Below are 20,573 nucleotides of genomic sequence, written 5' to 3' on the forward strand. Positions count from 1 at the left end.
ATAATTTAGATATAAATAGTAATTAATGGAAGTTCAAGGAAGAATTAAAGTGATTGGGGAAACTCAAACATTCGGAGCAAATGGATTTAGAAAAAGAGAAATTGTTGTAACTACAGAAGAGCAATATCCTCAGCATATTATGGTCGAATTTGTTCAAGATAAAACAGATTTGTTAAATAATTATCAAGTAGGACAGCAAGTAAAAATAAATATCAATTTAAGAGGAAGAGAATGGGTAAACCCACAAGGAGAGACCAAATATTTTAATTCTATTCAAGGGTGGCGTATAGAAGCTTTGCAACAAGATACAGCAGCAGGTAATGTGCCGCCAGTACCTCCAATGGACGCTTTTGAGCCTGCGGGAGAGTTGAATACTGATGATAATGACGATTTACCTTTCTAAATAAATTCAGCTAATTTATTTTTTAAAATTAGTTAGGCTGAGTTTATTATTATCCTTTTAAAATTAGTTTGGTTTAACTAGATGGTTATGCCAAAAGTAATATAGAAACCTCAGCATTAATTTGTTGAGGTTTTTTAATTTTACAATATGTATTATCTAGGTCAAGAATTGTGGTTTCCAGATGTAAAGAAAGCTTCTCCAGAGGGCTTGTTGGCCATAGGGGGAGACTTAACAGTAGAGCGTGTTTTGTTGGCATATAAATCTGGTATCTTCCCATGGTTTGAAGCTCAAGAACCAATTCTATGGTGGAGCCCCGACCCACGTTTTGTTTTATTTCCAAAAAAAATAAAGGTAAGTAAAAGCATGAAACAGTTACTTAGGAAAACTAAGTTTACGGTTACAATTAATAAAGATTTTGAACGTGTAATTAAGTATTGTGCACAAATAAAACGAAAAGATCAACTTGATACCTGGATTACAAATGATATGATAAATACCTACATGAAGTTACATGAGTTGGGATTCGCAAAATCTGTTGAGGTATGGGAAGATAATGAACTTGTAGGTGGTTTATATGGTGTCGATTTAAACAATGGCGTGTTTTCTGGAGAAAGTATGTTTTCTATGGTTAACAATGCCAGTAAGGTCGGGTTGATATATTTTTTAAAACATAGTAATTACAAGCTAATAGATTGTCAGGTATATACAGAACATTTGGAGCGTCTTGGGGCAGAAAAAATACCTAGATCTGTGTTCTTAAACTATTTGAACGGCAAATAGTTTATATTTTAATAATAGCCGAAGTTAAGAGGTAAAGATTGTTTTTAGAGCTAATATTGTAGCTTTCAAGACGATATTCGAGACCGCTTTGTAGTTTTAGACCCTGATTTACCTGCCAGCCTATTTGAGATGTAAATCTTTGGTCAAATAATGGAGACCGTTTTTCACTAAGGCTTAAAAGTGTTTCTGTGCTTCCAATAAAATAGGTTTCTCCAATATCGAGTTTTTCACCGTTCAAAGGGAAATCTACGGCAAATCGGTATCTTGGTCTAAAAGCCGTAAAGTTATCGAATATACGTTGTTCAAAACGAAATCTATGCCCATAACGAACTCCAAGCCGTTGTTTAATAAACGCGAATTGCTGCATGAAACGAAGTTCGTCACTGCCAGATTCAAACCAATCGCGATTACGGTAATAAAAGCCAAGGCTTAATTTGTGAATAAAGTTCAATTTAAATGTTGAAAAATGAAAAACATCTAATTGCTGTTGGGTATATTGCAGATTCTCATCAAATAGGAAATACCGACTTCTTAGACTAAAATTTACATCGTAAGTGTCAGAAACCTTATGATTTAATGCAATGGCGGTTTCACCAAGAGCTTCTAGTTCATTTTGTGAAAAAGCCGTAATATTTATGAAGAATAATAATGTGTAGATGAGTTTTTTAATAAAGCGCATGTTCGTAAGACGAGGAGGTGACAATCCTCGATTTTTCAAAATTTCCGTGTCTATCAAAGGTGAGTTCTCTTAACTCGTGATGTTTTTTGGTTTTTATTTCGGCAATTATTTCAAAGTGTGTATACCTGTTGTTTGGTTTTTGTAAAATAAAATCTATAAACTGTTTATCCGAACGTTTTGTAGTATTTACATATTGCTTCTGAATTTTTATAAATCGAACCTTCAGGAATTTTTTGTCATAGTAATCGTAAATCTTTTTAAGTGTGGTTTTAGGGATATCTTTTTTCTTTACCAAAACCTCAATATCCTCTAATTTCCCGAGGCTATCGAACTCTACACTATAGTACGTTCTTTTGTATTTAAATTTAGCTTCGTAGCTTAGTTTGTTGCCATCGGTTTCTTTGTAAAACTTTAAATAATTCACCTCATCTGCAATTCCGTTGAAGTGGTTGCGAGCCATTGCCGGAAAATCAGAAGGTGCCACACGTTCTTCTTTTTCGTTTTTAGTTTGAGAAAATGAAAAGGACACGAATAAAAACAACAAAAAACTAAACTTCATCATATCTAAAACAGTTTGTTAGGTGGTCATTTACTATTCCAGTAGCTTGCATAAAGGCGTATACCACTGTGGTGCCCACGAATTTAAATCCACGTGTCTTTAAGTCTTTGCTTATTTTGTCGCTTAAAGGTGTGTTGGCAGGTACTTCAGACAGGCTTGAAAACTTATTCTTTATAGGCTTGCCATCAACAAAGTTCCAAATATAATTACTAAAACTGCCAAATTCTTTTTGAGTATCTATAAAAGCTCTGGCATTTGTAACTGTAGCATTCACTTTCAATTTATTTCTTACAATTCCAGCGTCCATAAGCAGTGTATCTATTTTATCTTGGTTATACCTTGAAATCACATTAAAGTCAAAGTTGTCAAATGCTTTTCTGAAATTTTCGCGTTTACGTAAAATAGTGATCCAACTTAGTCCAGCTTGGAATGTTTCCAAAACTAAAAATTCGAATAAAATTTGGTCGTCAAAAACGGGTACTCCCCATTCCTCATCATGATATTTCTCATAAAGAGGATCGCCTTTGCACCAATCACACCGCTTTATTTTACACATATTGTAAGTTTTACTTTCCTTGCATGACAAAAGTCATCTAATAAGGAGACCCAAGATACTAATTTTGTCTCGTCATAAAAAAGTATTTGTTATGAATGCAACTATAAAAACAGCCATCGAAAACAGTATGTCTTATGCCTCTTACAGGGAACTTGTAATGCATTTGGTTGAAGCTGAAGATACAACAGGAGTTGAAAAAAGTGAATCGAGAATTAATTTTACAAAACTTAATAATCGAAGAATGAAAAGATGGGACAAAACGTTGAAGGTGGATGAAAAAGCACAAAAACTTATAGCAGATTTTAACGATAAGATTACTTGGTTAGTGATAACAGAAAGTTGGTGTGGCGATGCTGCTCATGTCATTCCTATGTTGAATAAAATAGCAGAATTGAATCCCAACATAGATATGCGATTGGTTTTAAGAGATGAGCATAAAGATTTAATAGGAATGTTCTTGACCAATGGCGGCGAAGCTATTCCAAAAGTGATTATGATTGATGATGAAACAGGAACAGTTTTGGATACTTACGGACCAAGGCCAAGTGAAGCTACAGGTTATGTAAATAGATTCAAGGCTGCTAATGGAGCACTAACAGCTCAATTTAAAGAAGATTTGCAGCATTGGTACAATAATGACCGGGGACTAACAATAGTAGAAGATATCACCGAAAAGTTGTGTAAATTCCAACCTAGTTTTTGCCGATAAAGTGAAATGTGATAGAACCTATTTGACTAGGTTTTGAATCGTCTTTACTAAAAACAGATGCTTTTGCGTACTCTAATGCATGTTGTATTAAGCATTCATTGTCAGAATTAGAGTTTGTGTTAACATAAGCATCAGTAACTTTACCTGAGGCGTTTACAGTAATGTTTACGACTATTTTTCCGTTGTTTTCACAAAGGTAAATGGGAATTGGTATATGTACTTTTGATCGTCCTTTTAGTGAAAAGCCTATGGTGCTATTCGCGTTATTGGCTTCTTCCTGTTGTTTTTTTAAAACGTCGTTTGCTTTATCGAATTGAGATAGGGCTTTGTCGCTCACATCTTCTTTGTGATTGTTCTTGTATCTATCCTTTAAACTCTTTAAAGTTTCCTCGCTATTAAAATCGGTATGATTTGGAACATAGTCCTCTGGTGGGGCTATGGCTTTGTAGGCTTGAGCAAATTTATTTGATTTTTGCGATGAATTAAAAGCTTGATTGGTTTCAGCTTTAGAATTATTTAGCTTGTCTAAGGCTTCCAAAACCTTTAACTCTTCTTCGGTTATTTCTTCTTCAGGTTTAATCTCATAAAAGCTCTCGGCAATACCATTACTTTGTTTTTTTAAACTAAAGCTAAAAACAGAAAGGACTACCGTTGCAGAAATAAGAACGGTTATTAACAGGGCTTTATGTTGATCTGAGAGACGCAAAGTAACTTACTTTATGTACCCAATATACGTAAAATTAAGGGGTTTGGTCGTCTAGGCTTTCAATGAAATTGTCCACAGTCATAGCCTCATTAACGCAGAAATTACCAATCTTGGTGCGCCTTAATGCCGATAAGTGAGCTCCAGAATTCAAAGATTTTCCAAAATCATGGGCTAATGAACGAATATAGGTGCCCTTACTACAAACTACTCTAAAATCTAAATTAAGACCTTCGATTTTAGTAATTTCAAATTCCGAAATATTAATTGTTCTCGATTTAATCTCAACATCCTTTCCTGCTCTTGCAAATTCATAGAGCCGTTTACCATCCTTTTTTATTGCAGAGAAAACAGGAGGGAATTGTTCAATATTACCAATAAACTGCTGTGTGGTTTCAAGAATTAAATCTTTTGTTATATGCTTTGTTGAATATTGTTTGTCTATTTCGGTTTCCAAATCGAAAGAAAGTGTCGTGCTTCCAATGGTAAAAGTTCCTGTGTACTCTTTAATCTGACTTTGATAATTATTTATTTCTTTGGTTTTTTTTCCTGTACAAATAACCAAAAGTCCCGTCGCTAGAGGGTCTAGGGTTCCAGCATGGCCAACTTTAATCTTCTTGACATTGAAGGTCTTTCTAATTTTCCAGCGTAGTTTATTGACTACTTGAAAAGAAGTCCATTCAAGCGGTTTATCAATCAATAATACCTGTCCAGATTGAAAATCTTCAGCTGTCATAAATTAATTTAAAAATGAAACAGCAATTGCTATAATCCCCACAACAACACAGTAAATGGCGAAAAAGGAAAGTTTACTCTTTTTAACCAAAGCTATCATCCAGGTACATGCAAAAAGTCCTGAAATAAAGGCTGCTATAAACCCAGCCGTTAGAGCGGTGAAATTATGACTCTCGGTAGAGATTTCTCCGCTTAAGATGTCTTTGGCAATTTTCCCAAAGATTAAAGGAACTACCATTAAAAATGAAAATCGTGCTGCTTTGGTCTTGTCATTACCCAATAATACCGATGTAGATATTGTCGCTCCAGATCGGGAAATCCCAGGTAGCATAGCTATGGCTTGTGAAACACCAATTACAAAAGCATTTTTAAAACTCACTTTCTTGTTTGTGTTTTTTGCCTTATCGGCCAGATAAAGCAATAAAGCTGTAATAATAAGCATGAAACCCACAAGTTTAATGTTGCCTCCAAACAATTCAGCAAATTGAGATTCATAGGTAAAACCAATAATAGCAGCTGGAATCATGGAAATAGCAATTTTAGAAGCAAACTGTAAATCTTCATTCCACTTAAATTTTAAGCAGCCTTTTATGATATCTAAAACATCTTTTCTAAACACGACTATGGTGCTTAAAGCTGTAGCAAAATGAAGCACAACTGTAAAAAGCAAACTCTCTTCTGGGATTGAGTTGTCTCCCAGAATTGCTTTTCCCAACTCTAAATGTCCACTTGAGGAAACAGGTAAGAATTCAGTAAGCCCTTGAATAATGCCTAAAATAATTGAGTCAATAATATCCATAGGCGCAAAAATATTAAAATACAAGTACAAATAGGGGTTAAATGCGTTAATGATTTAATAATTGGTATTTTAGATTTATGAAAATCGTTTTGGCACCCGATAAGTTTAAAAATTCGCTTTCGAGTTTAGAGTTTTGCCTTGCAGTTTCCGAAGGACTAAAATCTATGATACCAAATTTAGAAATTGTTAAAACGCCACTTGCAGATGGAGGAGATGGAACTATTGAAGTTGTCAATTATTATCTCAATGGAAATGAGGTACGCGTTATGGTGAACAATCCTTTTTTTCAATCTGTACAGGCTGTATATTTGTTTTCAAAACCTACAAAAACAGCTTTTATTGAAATGGCTGAGGCTTCTGGGTTAAAGTTGTTAAGTCCCGAAGACTATGATTGTAAAAATGCAACTTCTTTTGGTACAGGAGAAATGATTGCAGATGCTATAGCAAAAGGTTCGACTAAAATCATTTTAGGAATTGGTGGTAGTGCAACTAACGATTGTGGTATTGGTATGGCTAGCGCTTTAGGATATCGGTTTTTAGACTCTAATACTGAGGAAGTAAAACCAGTAGGTACCAATCTGTCTAAAATAGAATTCATAGATGTTTCTAAGGTACATCCAGGATTACATAAAGTTGATTTTCAGGTGGCTTGCGATGTTACAAATCCGTTATATGGAGACCAGGGGGCAGCCTACATTTATGCTGCTCAAAAGGGAGCTTCTTGGCAAGATATTAGAATGCTGGATAAGGGGCTTTCAGATTTTTCTAAAATAATAGAAGAAGTCTTTCATGTAAATCCACAATCTGTAAAAGGAGCAGGAGCAGCAGGAGGAATGGGAATTGCTTCAAAGGTATTTTTAAAGGGCGAATTAAAACCCGGGATTGAATTGATAAAAAACTTGGCTCAGTTTGATGAAAAAATTAGGGGTGCCGATTGGATTATAACTGGTGAAGGAAAATTGGATTCTCAAACTTTATCTGGAAAAGCCATTCAAGGGGTTTTGGATTCCGCGAAAGCGCAAAGTATTAAAGTAGCGGCATTTTGTGGTGCTATTGATATTTCGAATGAAGAATTAACCAATTTGGGAATCGATTACGCAGATTCAGTTATCGAGAAGGTCAAATCTTTAAATGATGCTATGGAAAATAGTTATAACTACGTAAAGCTAATGGCAGAAGAATTTGCTCTGTCATTCCTGCGAAAGCAGGAATCTATTTAAGAAAGTTCCGTTTTGAACTAGTGGATTCCCGCCTTCACGGGAATGACAATAAACTACTTCTTGTCGGGATTCAGAAGAATAGCATAAATCTGAATGCCAAAACCAAGTAAAACCAGAGCAGGAGCTAAGCGTATACGCCTCCAAGAAAATATTTCAGGGTTAAAAACATTAGGGTCATCACTACCACCACCAGACATTAAAATAAAACCAAGTGCAATACAGCCCAATCCTATAAACATGAATTTATAGTTCTTTTTACCAAATATGAAGGTTGTTTTAGCGGTTTCTTTTCGTTTTTTTTCTCCCATGTCTTCTTCAGAATTAGTGCAAATTAAAGCATTTATTTAAAACTTAGTGTTAAATAAAAACTAATAGTAAAGTTCATCGGTTCTTAAATTTAAAAATCGTTGGGTTGCAAAATGGGTGCTTAGCCAAGTGATTAAAATTCCTAATGCAAAAACAAAAACAAAAAGTAGCCCAATAAGAACAATGTTATTCATTAACTCCAATTCTGGAAAGGTTTGGTTTAGGTAATAAAAAACTATGGCCATACCAATTAATGCTATGGTCGCTCCTATAATCCCCAAACGGATACTTTTCCAAATAAACGGTCTGCGAATAAACTGCTTTGTCGCCCCAACCATTTGCATGGTTTTAATGGTAAAGCGTTTGGAGTATACAGATAACCTTAACGAACTGTTTATTAAAAGCACAGCAATTACCGTAAACAAAACACTTATAATGAGTACCCAAAAGCTTATTTTTTTAACGTTATCGTTCATGAGGTTAACCAGATCGTTATCGTAGCTTACTTCTTCAACAAACTTTTTACTTAGCGCTTCACGCGAAATCATTTCAAGGTGTTCAGAAGTTACGTAATCTGCTTTTAGATGAACGTCGATAGAGTTTTGTAGCGGGTTGTATCCCACAAAATCCATAAAATCTTCGCCTGTTTCTGCTTTCATAAACTCTGCAGCCTGTTCTTTAGAGACATATTCTGTAGATTTGACGTAATCGCTCATGGCCAAACTTTTTTCTAATTGTTTTAGTTCAACCTCTTTGGTATTTTCTTTTAGATATATAGTAAGTACAACTTGTTCTTTAAAATGATCTGAAACTTTCTTGGCATTTAAGAGTACAATGCCCAAAAGGCCCAGTAAAAACAAGACTAATGCAATACTAAGAACAACAGAAAAATAAGAAGAAATAAGTCGGCGTTTTTGCTGTTTTTCGTAGTAAGAGCTCATGGATTATTGGATTAATGTGGTAAAAATATAAAAGAAAATGAAAAGAAACTTCAAAAGCCCTAAGTCTTTTGATTTCAATAAAAACTGTCTTTCCCGCTATATTGCGATTCTCATGCTTTTGGCGTGTTCTTAATTAAAATTCGAGTATACTTCTCAATTTGTTTATTTACAACGTTTAACTTTTAATAGTGTTATAATAAGTTTAAATTTGCAGCCTTGAAGCCGTCATTACGAGGAGAGAAACGACTAAGCAATCTTTTAATTAACAGATAGCTTCACTTTGTTCGCAATGACGTTAATATTTTAGAAAAGTCATGAAATACAATTTCAACGAGATAGAAGCTAAATGGCAAAAGTATTGGGCAGAAAACCAAACATTTAAAGCTGAGAACGAAAGTGATAAGCCTAAGTATTATGTTTTGGATATGTTTCCTTACCCAAGTGGGGCAGGGCTTCATGTTGGGCATCCTTTAGGGTATATCGCTTCAGATATTTATGCGCGTTATAAACGTCACAAAGGCTTTAATGTGTTGCATCCTCAAGGCTATGATTCTTTCGGGTTGCCAGCCGAACAATATGCCATTCAAACTGGACAGCATCCCGCGATTACCACAAAGGAAAATATAGCAACCTATCGTCGTCAGTTAGATCAAATTGGTTTTTCATTCGATTGGTCTCGTGAAGTAAGAACCTCAGACCCTAAATATTACAAATGGACGCAGTGGATTTTCATCCAATTGTTCGAATCGTGGTTTAATTATGATTCTAACAAAGCTGAAGATATTTCAGAATTGGTCAAAATATTTGAAGCCGAAGGTAACGCCAATGTAAATGCCGCTTGTGATGATAATGTTGATGGGTTTACCGCTGAAGACTGGAATGGTTTAACTCCCGAAGAGCAACAAAATATATTGCTGCAATACCGTTTAACCTACTTGGCTGAAACCGAAGTGAATTGGTGTCCAGCTTTAGGAACCGTGTTGGCTAATGATGAAATTGTAAATGGTGTTTCAGAGCGAGGTGGCCATCCTGTTATTAGAAAGAAAATGACTCAATGGAGTATGCGTATTTCTGCTTATGCCGAACGATTGCTTCAAGGATTGGATACTATAGATTGGACAGATTCTCTAAAGGAAAGCCAACGTAACTGGATTGGAAAATCTGTTGGTGCTTCTGCAATCTTCAACGTTAATGGGCATGACGAAACTATTGAAGTCTTCACTACACGTCCCGATACCATTTTCGGAGTAAGTTTTATGACACTCGCTCCAGAACATGATTTAGTTTCTAAAATCACGACACCAGAGCAGAAAGCCGAGGTGGAGGCTTATATTGAAGCCACGTCTAAGCGAAGTGAACGCGATAGAATGTCTGATGTAAAGACCATTTCTGGTGTGTTTACTGGGGCTTATGCAGAACATCCGTTTACCAAAGAGCCAATTCAAATCTGGATTGGTGATTACGTGTTGGCTAGCTACGGAACAGGAGCTGTTATGGCGGTACCTTGTGGAGACCAGCGTGATTACGATTTTGCTAAACATTTCGGGATTGACATTCCTAACATTTTTGAAGGCGTTGATATTTCAGAAGAGGCTTTTGCAGATAAAGACAAGACAATTATTGCCAATAGTGATTTCATTAACGGCATGAACTATAAAAAAGCTACCAAACGCGTTATTTACGAATTGGAGCAAATTGGACAAGGCGAAGGAAAAACCAATTACCGTTTACGCGATGCTGTGTTTAGCCGTCAGCGTTATTGGGGAGAGCCATTCCCTGTGTATTATGTGAATGGTTTGCCACAAATGATTGACACAGAGTATTTACCAATTGAATTACCAGAAGTTGAAAAATATCTTCCAACCGAAACGGGTGAGCCACCATTAGGAAACGCCACCGTTTGGGCTTGGGATACAACTAAGAATGAAGTTGTTTCTAACGATTTGATTAACAACGAGACTGTGTTTCCGTTGGAATTGAATACCATGCCAGGGTGGGCAGGAAGTTCACAGTACTTTAACCGTTACATGGACCCACATAATGAGGATGCTATTTTCTCGAAAGAAGCCATTGATTATTGGCAGCAAGTAGATTTATATATTGGAGGTTCAGAGCATGCTACGGGGCACTTATTATACTCGCGTTTTTGGCAAAAGTTTATGTTCGATAAAGGTTATGTTGGGCATGATGAGTATGCAAAAAAACTGATCAACCAAGGGATGATACTTGGGACCAGTGCTTTCATTCGTGAAATTATCACTGATAATAATGAAAAAGTATATCTTTCATCAGACTTCTTAGAAGGGTCTGATTTTATAGATTCAACTTTTTCAGAATGGGAGGAAGCTGAAAGAATCTTAGTGTCTAAAGGGATTGACTTAAGTAAAATAAACATTGAAAATTCAAGGTTAATCCATATTGATGTTAGTGCTCTAAAAGGTAATACAGAAGTTGAACTTTCTAGATTAGAGAATTGGAGAGTTGAATTTAAAGGAGCTACCTTTATTAGAGGGAAAAATAATGAATTTCACTGTAAAAGAGACGTTGAAAAAATGTCCAAATCTAAATACAACGTTGTGAACCCAGACAATATCTGCGAAGACTACGGTGCTGATAGTTTACGTCTTTACGAAATGTTCTTAGGGCCTTTAGAGCAATACAAGCCTTGGAACACTTCTGGTATTACGGGTGTTCATGGCTTCTTGAAGAAATTGTGGAAGTTGTATTTTGATGATAACGGACTAAAAGTTACTGATACAGAACCTACTAAAGATAGCTTAAAAACACTTCATAAAACCATTAAAAAGGTAGAGGAGGATATTGAGAATTTCTCGTTCAATACCTCAGTATCTACCTTTATGATTGCGGTTAATGAACTAACAGCTCAAAAGTGTAATTCTAAAGCTATTTTGGAACCATTGTTAGTTTTGATATCTCCCTATGCGCCACATATTGCAGAGGAACTGTGGAGCGCCTTAGGTAATACAGAGTCGATTTCAACAGCACCTTTCCCAGAATTTGACGAGAATCATTTAGTGGAGAGCAGTAAAAATTACCCCATATCATTCAATGGTAAAATGCGTTTCACTATGGAATTGCCTTTAGATATGAGTAAAGAAGACATAGAAAAGGCTGTTTTGGATTTTGAGAAAACTAAAGATCAATTACAAGGGTGCACACCTAAAAAGGTAATTGTGGTACCTGGCAAGATTGTAAATATAGTAGGATAATGATAACCGTCATTCTGAGCGAGGTACGAGCGTGAGAATCTGTTAAATTATTTAGTGCGTTTTATAACCAAAGAGATTGTTACGTCGCGCTTAGGCGCTCCTCACAATGACAGCTATTTGTCAACCTTGTCACACTGAGCGCAGTCGAAGTGTTGTTTCAGGTTCTCATATCGGATAAGATTCTGAAATAAATTCAGAATGACAACAGTATCTTAAGAGGAAATATGGAGGTTTTCAAAATAGACTACATCGAAATCATAGGCTTAATAGCAGCTGTTTTAACCACGGCGGCCTTTTTGCCTCAGGTGTATAAAACTTGGAAAACAAAAGATGTGGAATCCTTTTCCCTTCCCATGTTTCTTGTTTTTTTTATTGGGATTCTATTTTGGCTTATCTATGGTATTTTAGTGAAAAGTATTGCTATGATTTTGGCCAATTCCATCACTGTTGTTTCTTCATTTTTATTGCTTTACTTCAAAATTAAGTATAGCAAACGTTAGTAAAATACACTTCAATTTTATTTACTTGCGTATTATATTCTTTTATCCTAAGGGTGCTGGAAATATCTAGCATATTTTCTATTTCAGAACAGTCATAATGAAACGTTAAATTTTATATTAAACATTGAAATATTTGAATTTATTTAAATCTATTGAAAAACTTTTGTTATAAATTTGTAACCGTTTTTAAAGAATGACTAAAAAATTATAATAACATGAATATTGGTGTTCCTATTGAAATCAAAAATAACGAGAACCGTGTTGGGATGACGCCTTCGGGTGTTTTTGAATTGACAAAACGAAATCATAATGTTTTTGTGCAGAAGAATGCAGGTTTTAATAGTGGTTTTTTTGACGAGGATTACACAAGCGCTGGTGCTACCATACTTGATACTATCGAAGAGGTATACGATGCAGCCGATATGATTGTAAAGGTTAAAGAGCCTATAGAAAAAGAATATGCTTTAATAAAACCGCACCATACTGTATTTACCTATTTCCATTTTGCTTCTAGTGAGGCTTTAACTAAGGCTATGATTGCCAGTAAAGCAGTTTGTATAGCTTACGAAACTGTAGAGGTAGAAGATGGTTCGTTACCGTTGTTGATACCAATGTCTGAGGTAGCTGGAAGAATGTCTATCCAGCAGGGTGCAAAGTATTTAGAAAAACCAATACAAGGCCGTGGTATTCTACTTGGAGGCGTACCTGGTGTGCCGCCAGCTAAGGTCTTAATTTTAGGAGCAGGTGTTGTTGGATATCAAGCAGCTAAAATGGCTGCTGGTCTAGGGGCTTATGTCATTATTATGGATATAAATATGAAAGCCTTACGCTATGTAAGTGATTCTATGCCTAATAATGTTATTAGCGAATTTTCGAGTGAATATAATATTAGGAAACACATAAAGGATGCCGATTTAATCATTGGTGGTGTGCTGATAAAAGGAGCTAAAGCACCAAAATTAATTACAAAGGATATGCTTAAAGACATGCGTCCTGGTACAGTAATAGTCGATGTTGCTGTTGATCAAGGTGGTTGTTTTGAAACTACCAGACCAACAACCCACGAAGAACCAACTTATATTATTGATGATGTGGTACATTATTCTGTGGCCAATATGCCGGGAGCTGTGCCTTACACATCAACTATGGCATTAACGAATGTGACATTGCCCTATGTGATTAAACTGGCCGATCAAGGATGGGAAAAAGCTTGCGAAAACAATAAGTCTCTTGCTAAAGGCTTAAATGTTGTAAAAGGAAAAATTGTTTATAAAGAAATTGCCGAAGCCTTCGATTTAGAATTCGAAATGGCTTAGGTGGTATTTGAGTTGATTAATAGCGAAGAACTCCAGTATTTTACTGGAGTTTTTTTATTTGAGAATTTGATGTGTGAAGTTAAATTATGTTAAAAAGTAACTTCGCTTAATCTGACAAAGTTTCAGAGGTACAATAGTGGTGTAATTATTGCTATATTTAATAAAAATTAAAATGTATTAATCATGATGACAGGATACACAGGGTATTATATCCTTATAGGGGCCATTTCTTTAGTAAGTTGGTTGGTGAGTAACCAATTGAAAATGAAGTTCAAGAAGTATTCAAAAGTTCAATTGCGTAATGGTATGAGTGGCGCGGAAATAGCTCAAAAAATGCTTTCTGACCACGGTATTTATGATGTTGAGATTATTTCAACACCTGGTAGGTTAACAGATCACTATAATCCCAAGAATAAAACAGTAAATTTAAGTGAAGCTGTTTACAGTCAGCGTAATGCGGCCGCAGCAGCAGTTGCTGCACACGAAGTTGGGCATGCAGTACAACACGCCACAGCGTATGAGTATTTAACTATGCGCTCTAAATTGGTGCCAGTAGTGCAAATCACATCTAGTATGTCCCAATGGGTAGTTTTTGGTGGTATCGCATTAATGGTGTCTAATGCTGTTGGTGGAATGGGCTATTGGATAGCTATTGCTGGCCTAATTATGATGGGGTTTGCTACACTTTTTAGTGTCGTTACTTTACCTGTAGAATACGATGCCAGTAAAAGAGCTTTGGCGTGGTTAAAAAATAAGAATATGGTATCTCAAGAGGAATATAAAGGTTCTGAAGACGCTCTTAAATGGGCTGCACGCACCTATTTGGTTGCGGCGATTGGTGCTATAGCGTCTTTATTATATTGGGCACTTCAGGTGGTTGCTGCAAGAGATTAATCACTAATAAAGATAAAAACTAAAAGCTCTGAAAAATCAGAGCTTTTTTTGTTTATTTACTACACATTGTTAAGCTATGCACAATCCATTAGAATATTATAAAGAACATTCAGAAACCTATAAAGCAAAAGCCAAGGCATGTTATAAGCTTATGACCTCTTTGAGCCTGTTACGTCTACTTGTTTTTGTGTTAACCGGATTTGGTGTTTATCTCACTTTTGATGCTTGGCAATTGGCTGTAGCGATAGCTTTATTAGGTACGGTAGTATTTGTGAAATTACTTTCTAGATATACCGATATTAAGCATAATAAAGCTTTTAACGATGCTTTGACAGAGATTAATAGCGATGAAATTAAAATAGCTTCAGGAGATTTTTATGATAGGGAAAAGGGCCTTCAGTTTCAAGATCCAGCTCATTTTTACAGCTTAGATATAGATTTATTTGGTCGTGGGTCTTTTTTTCAGTTTGTTAATAGAACTAACATAAAAGAGGGCGCGGAGACATTAGCTTCTATGTTAAAAGCCAATAATATTGAAGATATTACCGCTAGACAAAAAGCTATAAAAGAGTTAAGCGAAAAACCCAAATGGCGACAGTATTACGGGGCGACCTCTAGTTTAGTCGATGTAGAAACTCCTGCCAGGGAGATTATAGATTGGTTGAGGAAATATCAAACCTTTTTGTCCAATATTATGAGGTGGTTGCCATTGGCTTTTATAGTGGCTACAATCATAATATTGGGGCTTACATTAGCAAATGTCATTGAAGCTACTTTTCTTATGTATTGGCTTTTTGTGGGTTTAGCTATTACGGGGCCTTATGTGAAAAAAATAAATATACTTTCTTTACAAACAGATAAACTTAAAGACACATTTAGGCAATATGCCCAGCTATTAAAATTAATTGAAGAAGAAACTTTTACTTCAGAATTTCTTAGAAAGAAGCAAAGCCAAATTAAATCTGAAAGCAAAGAGGCCTCGGCTATTTTTAAAGCGCTTTCCAGGGCTTTGGATGCACTTGACAACCGAAATAATATCATTGGAGCCATTTTTGGAAATGGTTATTTTTTAACGGATATTAGGAATAGTTATCGCATTGAAAAATGGATTGAGAGTTATGGAGATAAGGTTGAAGATTGGTTCGAAGTAGTTTCTTTTTTCGATGCTTATAATTCCTTAGGAAACTATGCTTACAATCATCCAGGTTTTATTTATCCTGAAATATCGGAAAAGGATAACGTTATAAAAGCAAAAGGGTTGGGGCATCCGCTTCTGGATAAAACAAAGCGGGTAGATAGTGATTTGCTTATCGAAAACGAGCAATTTTTCATTGTTACAGGGGCTAATATGGCTGGAAAGAGTACGTTCTTGAGAACGGTATCATTACATATTGTTATGGCAAATATGGGATTGCCAATTTGTGCTAAACACAGTCAATATTCACCTGTAAAGTTAATTACAAGTATGCGAACCACAGACTCGTTGACCGATGATAGTTCTTATTTCTTTTCGGAATTAAAACGTCTTAAGTTCATAGTCGATACCATTGCTAAAGAGCCTTATTTTATAATTTTAGATGAAATTTTAAAAGGAACAAATAGTACAGACAAAGCAATAGGGTCGAAGAAGTTTGTCGAGAAACTAGTGGCGTCTAATGCTACAGGGGTTATAGCAACACACGATTTAAGTTTGTGTGAGATTGAAGAACAGCTAGAAGCTGTGAAGAACTATTATTTCGATGCCGAAATTATAAACAACGAATTGCATTTCGATTATAAATTAAAGAAAGGGATTTGCCAAAATATGAACGCTTCATTTTTGCTTAAAAAGATGGAGATTGTATAGGTTTAATCATTCTAAAAAGTAGGGTCTATTAAAACAAAATGATTGCGTAAAATCCATTTAACCCATGCAGTATACTTCTAAACTACCAAACCTTGGGACGACTATTTTTACCGTCATGAGTGCCTTGGCCAAAGAACACAATGCGGTTAACCTATCTCAAGGGTTTCCAGATTTTGATAGCGATAAAAAGTTGGTAGATCTTCTAAGTAAAGCCATGAATTCGGGTTACAACCACTATGCTCCCATGAGAGGACTTTTAGAGCTAAAAGAAGCGATTGCTAAAAAGTTTGATAGTCTTTACGCAACAACCTACCACCCCGAAAGCGAGATTACCATTACTGCAGGTGCAACGCAGGCGATTTCTACGACGATTACCGCTTTTGTGAATAAAGGTGATGAGGTTATTATTTTTCAACCAGCTTATGATAGTTACCAACCATTGGTAGAACTTAATGGTGGAAAAGTGATTCCTGTTCAATTGAGAGCTTCGAATAATTTCAAAGTAAACTGGAACGAAGTAAGGGCAAGAATTAATAATAACACCAAAATGATTATTGTTAATTCGCCTCACAACCCAACGGGTACTGTGTTTTCTAAATCAGATATGCTGGATTTACAGGAACTGACAAAAGATACCAATATCATTATTTTGAGCGATGAAGTATATGAGCATATGGTCTTCGATGACTTACAGCATCAAAGTGCCTGCATGTTCCCCGATTTAAAGTCTAGAACTTTTGTTGTGGGGTCGTTCTGTAAAACATTTCACAATACGGGATGGCGTATTGGTTATTGTTGTGCACCAAAAGAACTTATGAATGAGTTTGTAAAAGTACACCAGTATATCGTATTCGGTATCCATCATCCTACCCAAAAGGCTATCGCAGATTACATGCAAAACCCAGAGCATTATTTGGGATTATCTCAATTTTATCAGGAAAGACGCGATTTTTTTCTAAATTTAATCAAAACGTCCAGATTCAAGTTTGTACCAGCCAAGGGCTCCTATTTTCAGTTGTTAGACTATTCAGAAATTACCAATGAAAATGATGTGGATTTAGCCAAGCGATGGACTATTGAAAAGAAGATAGCCTCTATACCTTTATCGGTTTTCAATACCAACGGATTAAATGAAAAAGTACTTCGTTTTTGTTTTGCAAAAAAAGATGATACTTTAAAACGGGCAGCCGATATTTTAAATACGATTTAGAAATGCGAGAACAATTAAAAATAGCATTGATACAATCTGATTTAGTTTGGGAAAATCCTAAGCAAAATAGAGTCAATTTTGAAGAAAAAATAAAGTCAATTTCTGCAGAAGTGGACTTGATTGTACTCCCCGAAATGTTTACAACTGGTTTTACCATGAATGCACAAGGCTTAGCTGAAAGCATGCAGGGAGAAACCGTGGCGTGGATGAAAACAATGGTTTCTAAATTCAATACTGCAATTATTGGGAGTATTATAACTTCTGAAGCACAAAAATTTTATAATCGCTTATTATTTGTGGAGCCTACGGGTGGAGTTATAACCTACGATAAAAAGCACACGTTTACTCTAGCTGGAGAGGATAAGATTTATTCTAAAGGAACAGCACGGGTGATTATTGATTATAAAGGCTGGAAGATTTGTCCTTTAATCTGCTACGACTTACGTTTTCCTGTTTGGGCAAGAAATACTGAGGATTATGACGTTTTGCTTTATGTCGCCAATTGGCCAAAGCCAAGAGTTTCTGCCTGGGATGCCTTGTTAAAAGCCAGAGCCATAGAAAATATGAGTTATTGTATTGGTGTGAATAGAGTAGGGGTTGACGGCATCAATATTGAATATTGCGGGCACTCAGCTGTCTATGATGTTTTGGGAGAAATGATTACTAATTTTCAGCCAAATAAAGAACAGATTGAAATAGTAACTTTAGAAAAACAGCATATTAAAAAGTATAGAAATGCTCTAAAGTTTTTAGATGATAAGGATGATTTTACTCTTGTATAAAATTTAAGGTTTGTATGAGCCCCCAATTCGCTCGAATTTGCTCATCGTTATCGAATATAAAATGGCTAACTTTCTCTGGTTGTATTTTCAATAGGTAGTTTCCACTATCATACCTTTCATTACCATTAGCATCGTAGATTACTCTAATATTATACTTTCCAGGATTCAAATCTAAGAATTCAACTTCTTCTGGCTTTCTTGAATATTTTTCATATTTCACTTCGCCTTTATTGTCTGTTAATTGAATAATCACTGGATATTCTGTTCCAACAAGTATTAGTTTTGCGAAACCATAATCAGATTCTTTTCTAATACTAACAGAGTATTGTAAAGTGTCTGTATTAGTTATGTTATAAAAATCAGTGAAAGCCTCAGGTTCAATGGTGAATTCGTATCGGTTTTCGTAGACTTTTTCAAAATCGAAGCTGTAGGTGTTATTTATCGTGTCAAACTTCGTATTAAATTTCACAAAAGTAGAGTCGTTGTCAATAAGGGTAATTTTGGAAGTATCTAAATTTACTAATGGTGTAGAAGCCGAAATTTTAAAAGTCTCGCCTCGGCTAATAGTACCAGAGTTTACAGGTTTTATAACCAAAGAATCCCGTTCTAGGTCTCTAATACGAGCCGTATATTCTTTTTCGTAATCGGTATTGGTTATTTTAAAAATTAAAGAGTCTATTTCTTCTAGCTTGGGCTTGTACCAATAATAAAGTGTATCTGTTTTTTCATCTTTAACAATACTATACGCAAAATCGTCTGGAACCTTAGATTGTAAGTCAATCTTCATGTTTTTGTAATCTCCCTCAAATCCAAAAGTGATTTTTTCGCCCGATTCCATTTTAGGTTTAGTAGCATTAAAATCTAGATTTTCTTTAAAAAGTTTAAGTGTGTAACTCGAATCTGTTGGGACGGTTATAAATTCTTTATGAAAGGCAATTTGGTCAGTTTTCTGTTGAAACTTATTATCTCCGTTATTGTCCTTTAAAGCCATAAGCATGTATTTGCCAGCTTTTACATTTTCGATAGAAAAAGTGGTTAAGCTATCTAGGGTATTGGTAATATACTTGGGCACTTGTTTGTAGACTATCGAGTCTGTGAATGTCGAATCCACTTCATATAATGCTACGTTAACAAAGGTTTCGGGTGCTTTAAAGTAGGCATCTACAATATTACCATTTACTTTAAGGGAGTCAATATAGTCTCCTGTAGAAAGCACATAACGATAATACGGGTAAGGATTTCCTTCGTTGTTATCGGTAATACTGTTCCCGAAATTGAAGGCGTAAGTTGTATTTGGTTGTAACGTATCAATTATTTTAATGGTAATTTTTTTACTCGCGCCACTTAAAGGTCTAACTTCTGGAGGGTATTCCATTGGAGGCGAGATGATAAGTTGCTTTTGTAAGTCTTTTATTTTTATAAACTCGTTAAAAGAAATCTCAATTTCAGTAGCGTTAAAATTGGTAGTGTAATTCTCTGGAAATTCTCTTGTGATTTCTGGAGGAGTTTCATCTTTGGGGCCGCCTTCTGGAGTGCCTCTGTTGGCACAATTTATAAATACAAGCGTTAAGCAGATGATTAAAATAAAATTTGAAAGGCTTTTAGTCATTACCAGTTTAAATTTTCCACAAACCTACATAATTTTTGAAGATATAACGCTTAATTCGTTAAGCTATTGCCATGGTAGCAACACTTATTTTTACGTTTTTAGCTTGGTTTAGAACAAGGCTACAGGCTTCAATTGTTGCACCCGTAGTGATGATGTCATCAACAAGTAAAATGTGTTTATTCTCTATGGCTGTAATGTTTTTCATGGCAAAAAGTTCCTCGCTATTCTTCCATCGGGCAAGTCTTGTTTTTTTAGTTTGAGACTTCGTGTTGGTAATTTTTACAAGTGCATTATCTATATAGTTGGCGTTTAGGGCAAGTGCAATTTGTTGTCCAAATTTCGCTACTTGATTATAACCGCGTTTTTGGAGCTTTTTTTTATGTAGCGGAACAGGAATTACAATATCTATGTCTTGGTAGGCTTCAACGTCTTTAAGTTCTCCACCAAGCCAATTACCTAATGTGAATCCAATGTTTTCGTAACCTCTGTATTTTAGTCCGTGTATTAAACGCTGAACGGGGCCTTCTTTTTCGAATCGGAACAGAGCAGTGCCATTCTCAATCTTCGCCCTACCATAAAGTACTTTTTTTAAACTTTCATCCTTGTCAAAATGAAAATTAGTTACAGGAAAATCGTGGCGGCAGTTTATGCAAATAGTATCTTCATTATCGCTCAATAAAGTAGAACAAGCGTAGCATACTTTTGGAAAAAATAAATTTAAAAGCGATTTAAACATGTTTTTAGTTGAGTTGCCATAAACTTAAATAAAAATTACTTCATTTTTATCGAAATTTCA

General features: G+C 35.4%; 21 protein-coding genes. 11 read left to right on the forward strand and 10 right to left on the reverse strand.

Annotated features, from left to right (window positions below; translation table 11 throughout):
* The first annotated feature begins 25 nt into the window (after window positions 1-25).
* Complete coding sequence (locus tag M0214_RS07555) at window positions 26-403, forward strand: DUF3127 domain-containing protein (protein ID WP_248724860.1); 378 nt, start codon at window positions 26-28, stop codon at window positions 401-403.
* 147 nt (window positions 404-550) lie between these two features.
* Window positions 551-1,183 carry a leucyl/phenylalanyl-tRNA--protein transferase gene (gene aat / locus M0214_RS07560; RefSeq protein ID WP_248724861.1) on the forward strand — a complete coding sequence of 211 codons (633 nt, stop codon included), beginning with the start codon at window positions 551-553 and terminating at the stop codon, window positions 1,181-1,183.
* A 1-nt stretch (window position 1,184) separates the two neighbouring features.
* Here the strand turns inward: aat and M0214_RS07565 are convergent, their stop codons facing one another.
* From M0214_RS07565 to M0214_RS07575, 3 genes are read right to left on the reverse strand one after another with little or no spacing between them, the layout of a single operon-like run.
* A complete protein-coding gene (locus M0214_RS07565) occupies window positions 1,185-1,862 on the reverse strand; it encodes a DUF2490 domain-containing protein (protein ID WP_248724862.1) in 678 nt (225 codons plus the stop codon).
* Window positions 1,849-2,424 (reverse strand): hypothetical protein, encoded by a 576-nt coding sequence (locus M0214_RS07570; protein WP_248724863.1) that lies wholly within the window; start codon window positions 2,422-2,424, stop codon window positions 1,849-1,851. The genes M0214_RS07565 and M0214_RS07570 overlap by 14 nt, the downstream gene beginning before the upstream one ends.
* Complete coding sequence (locus M0214_RS07575) at window positions 2,411-2,977, reverse strand: DNA-3-methyladenine glycosylase I (RefSeq protein WP_248724864.1); 567 nt, start codon at window positions 2,975-2,977, stop codon at window positions 2,411-2,413. The genes M0214_RS07570 and M0214_RS07575 overlap by 14 nt, the downstream gene beginning before the upstream one ends.
* A gap of 91 nt (window positions 2,978-3,068) precedes the next feature.
* Between M0214_RS07575 and M0214_RS07580 the strand changes: the two genes are divergently transcribed.
* Window positions 3,069-3,686 (forward strand): thioredoxin family protein, encoded by a 618-nt coding sequence (locus tag M0214_RS07580; RefSeq protein ID WP_248724865.1) that lies wholly within the window; start codon window positions 3,069-3,071, stop codon window positions 3,684-3,686.
* On the opposite strand, the gene M0214_RS07585 is transcribed toward M0214_RS07580, so the two are convergent.
* Genes M0214_RS07585 through M0214_RS07595 form a run of 3 tightly spaced genes read right to left on the reverse strand, consistent with a single transcriptional unit; the run spans window position 3,670 to window position 5,923 of the window.
* Entirely contained in the window at window positions 3,670-4,392 is a 723-nt protein-coding gene (locus M0214_RS07585; RefSeq protein ID WP_248724866.1) for a hypothetical protein, read from the reverse strand. The two genes, M0214_RS07580 and M0214_RS07585, sit on opposite strands and share 17 nt — an antisense overlap.
* A gap of 34 nt (window positions 4,393-4,426) precedes the next feature.
* Window positions 4,427-5,125, reverse strand: coding sequence for a tRNA pseudouridine(55) synthase TruB (gene truB, locus M0214_RS07590; RefSeq protein ID WP_248724867.1), 699 nt, complete (start codon window positions 5,123-5,125; stop codon window positions 4,427-4,429).
* Between the two features lie 3 nt (window positions 5,126-5,128).
* A complete protein-coding gene (locus tag M0214_RS07595; RefSeq protein WP_248724868.1) occupies window positions 5,129-5,923 on the reverse strand; it encodes an undecaprenyl-diphosphate phosphatase in 795 nt (264 codons plus the stop codon).
* 77 nt (window positions 5,924-6,000) lie between these two features.
* On the opposite strand from M0214_RS07595, the gene M0214_RS07600 reads away from it, so the two are divergent.
* Window positions 6,001-7,143 carry a glycerate kinase gene (locus M0214_RS07600; protein ID WP_248724869.1) on the forward strand — a complete coding sequence of 381 codons (1,143 nt, stop codon included), beginning with the start codon at window positions 6,001-6,003 and terminating at the stop codon, window positions 7,141-7,143.
* 53 nt (window positions 7,144-7,196) lie between these two features.
* Here the strand turns inward: M0214_RS07600 and M0214_RS07605 are convergent, their stop codons facing one another.
* Together M0214_RS07605 and M0214_RS07610 are read right to left on the reverse strand one after the other, a co-directional pair.
* The gene (locus M0214_RS07605; RefSeq protein WP_248724870.1) at window positions 7,197-7,451 is read right to left on the reverse strand and encodes a DUF3098 domain-containing protein; all 255 of its coding nucleotides are present in this window, start codon (window positions 7,449-7,451) and stop codon (window positions 7,197-7,199) included.
* 60 nt (window positions 7,452-7,511) lie between these two features.
* A complete protein-coding gene (locus tag M0214_RS07610; RefSeq protein WP_248724871.1) occupies window positions 7,512-8,390 on the reverse strand; it encodes an ABC transporter permease in 879 nt (292 codons plus the stop codon).
* 314 nt (window positions 8,391-8,704) lie between these two features.
* On the opposite strand from M0214_RS07610, the gene M0214_RS07615 reads away from it, so the two are divergent.
* From M0214_RS07615 to M0214_RS07645, 7 genes are all read left to right on the forward strand, one after another.
* Entirely contained in the window at window positions 8,705-11,620 is a 2,916-nt protein-coding gene (locus tag M0214_RS07615) for a leucine--tRNA ligase (RefSeq protein WP_248724872.1), read from the forward strand.
* Between the two features lie 224 nt (window positions 11,621-11,844).
* Entirely contained in the window at window positions 11,845-12,120 is a 276-nt protein-coding gene (locus M0214_RS07620; RefSeq protein WP_248724873.1) for a SemiSWEET family sugar transporter, read from the forward strand.
* Between the two features lie 215 nt (window positions 12,121-12,335).
* Complete coding sequence (gene ald / locus M0214_RS07625) at window positions 12,336-13,436, forward strand: alanine dehydrogenase (protein WP_248724874.1); 1,101 nt, start codon at window positions 12,336-12,338, stop codon at window positions 13,434-13,436.
* A 183-nt stretch (window positions 13,437-13,619) separates the two neighbouring features.
* A complete protein-coding gene (locus M0214_RS07630) occupies window positions 13,620-14,330 on the forward strand; it encodes a zinc metallopeptidase (protein ID WP_248724875.1) in 711 nt (236 codons plus the stop codon).
* Window positions 14,331-14,406: 76 nt separating this feature from the next.
* Window positions 14,407-16,176, forward strand: a complete 1,770-nt coding sequence (locus M0214_RS07635; RefSeq protein ID WP_248724876.1) for a DNA mismatch repair protein MutS — start codon at window positions 14,407-14,409, stop codon at window positions 16,174-16,176.
* Between the two features lie 64 nt (window positions 16,177-16,240).
* Complete coding sequence (locus tag M0214_RS07640; protein ID WP_248724877.1) at window positions 16,241-17,386, forward strand: methionine aminotransferase; 1,146 nt, start codon at window positions 16,241-16,243, stop codon at window positions 17,384-17,386.
* Window positions 17,387-17,388: 2 nt separating this feature from the next.
* Complete coding sequence (locus M0214_RS07645) at window positions 17,389-18,168, forward strand: amidohydrolase (protein WP_248724878.1); 780 nt, start codon at window positions 17,389-17,391, stop codon at window positions 18,166-18,168.
* Here the strand turns inward: M0214_RS07645 and M0214_RS07650 are convergent.
* Both M0214_RS07650 and M0214_RS07655 read right to left on the reverse strand, forming a co-directional pair.
* Complete coding sequence (locus M0214_RS07650; protein ID WP_248724879.1) at window positions 18,155-19,777, reverse strand: Ig-like domain-containing protein; 1,623 nt, start codon at window positions 19,775-19,777, stop codon at window positions 18,155-18,157. The two genes, M0214_RS07645 and M0214_RS07650, sit on opposite strands and share 14 nt — an antisense overlap.
* 58 nt (window positions 19,778-19,835) lie before the next feature.
* Window positions 19,836-20,513 (reverse strand): ComF family protein, encoded by a 678-nt coding sequence (locus M0214_RS07655; RefSeq protein ID WP_248724880.1) that lies wholly within the window; start codon window positions 20,511-20,513, stop codon window positions 19,836-19,838.
* Between the last annotated feature and the right edge of the window lie 60 nt (window positions 20,514-20,573).

It is taken from the genome of Seonamhaeicola sp. ML3 (assembly GCF_023273855.1).
Taxonomy (GTDB): domain Bacteria; phylum Bacteroidota; class Bacteroidia; order Flavobacteriales; family Flavobacteriaceae; genus Seonamhaeicola.